The organism is Arthrobacter sp. CAL618, from assembly GCF_000468215.1.
Lineage (GTDB): Bacteria > Actinomycetota > Actinomycetes > Actinomycetales > Micrococcaceae > Arthrobacter_D.
The window spans coordinates 1-697 of sequence record NZ_ASZW01000067.1 but is presented as its reverse complement, the minus strand read 5'-3'; the positions used below and the strand labels follow the sequence as shown (position 1 = coordinate 697).

Below are 697 nucleotides of genomic sequence, written 5' to 3'. Positions count from 1 at the left end.
GGGTGAGACGGTGAACAGCATCCGATAGGCGGTCAGCCATGAGGTGGGCAGGCAGGCGGCCTCCTCAAAGCTCAGCTCGGGAGGCTTGGGAATCAGGTTGCGTTCCGGGACCCAAACGACGTCGGCCATCGCGCCGGGCAGCTTCTCGGAGAGAAGCGAACGCCGCGGGTCAAGGGTCTCATCCCCCTCCCAACCGGGTGAGGAAATCACCCCGTGAACCAGCACCTCGTTGCCGTCGTCGTCAACTCCCGCCGCATCACACCCGAGGACCATCGGAAGTTTGTCGGCGCTCAGGCCCACACCGCGGAGCGACCACAGGTCGTGGTGGTTCAACGCAGAGACCCTGACCGTGACCCGGCGGTACCCCTCGGGCGGATCGCTGGCTGTCAGCTCGCCAATCACCAGACCATCCAATGGGTCCTCGGTGGAAAATGAGTCAACGTATACGGCGCGGGTCACGTGGTGCTCCTTCGGTTCGACTGTCCTACCATCCTAGGACCGCTGGACCCTGCCAACGACGATCCCCGGTTGACGGCTGAGACGACGAAGTGTGGGAGACTGGATGGTAGTCCAAATACTTTAGAAGCAAGGAGGCAGCCATGAGCAAGCGAGCACGCAAGAAGCGCGACCGCAAGAAGGGCGGCGCTAACCACGGTAAGCGCCCCAACGCCTGAGCAGTCGGGCTAATAGCAAAGAG

At 62.7% G+C, this 697-nt stretch carries 2 protein-coding genes; one reads left to right on the top strand and one right to left on the bottom strand.

Features of this window, described 5'->3' with window-relative positions; genetic code table 11:
- Positions 1-459: alcohol dehydrogenase catalytic domain-containing protein (locus K728_RS0104005; protein ID WP_024475931.1), on the bottom strand; the 459-nt coding region annotated here is incomplete at its 3' end.
- A gap of 140 nt (positions 460-599) precedes the next feature.
- Here K728_RS0104005 and K728_RS23040 point away from each other — a divergent pair.
- Positions 600-674, top strand: coding sequence for a 50S ribosomal protein bL37 (locus K728_RS23040; protein ID WP_116778527.1), 75 nt, complete (start codon positions 600-602; stop codon positions 672-674).
- Positions 675-697: the final 23 nt, after the last annotated feature.